This is a genomic window from Mycobacterium venezuelense (assembly GCF_054919535.1).
In genome coordinates, this window is the sequence record NZ_JBONDW010000079.1 from 1 (window position 1) to 334 (window position 334).

The following is a 334-nucleotide window of genomic DNA, read 5'->3' on the forward strand; positions in this document are numbered from 1 at the left end:
GCCACCTGGAAGAGTGGGTGGTGCGATGTCGAGCGTGCCGGGTTGAGCCGCTCGACGAGCAGTTCGAACGGCACATCCTGGTTGGTATAGGCATCCAAAGCCTTGTGCCGCACCTGCTGCAGGACATCGCTGAACCGCTGCTGCGGGTTTACCCCGACCCGCAACACCCAGGTGTTGACAAAGAACCCGACCAACTCATCGAGCGCCTTATCGTTACGTCCGGCGATCGGCGTACCCAACGCCACATCCTCACCGACCCCGGCCCGGTGCAACACCACCGCCATCGCAGCCTGCAGCACCATCGAGGCCGTGGCATTATGTGCCGCCGCAACCG

Annotated in this window: 1 protein-coding gene; it reads right to left on the reverse strand. The window is 63.5% G+C overall.

The annotated features are described in order from the left end of the window. On the reverse strand, positions 1-334 hold a 334-nt coding region (locus ACRCUN_RS34270; RefSeq protein ID WP_462146045.1), incomplete at both ends, for a condensation domain-containing protein.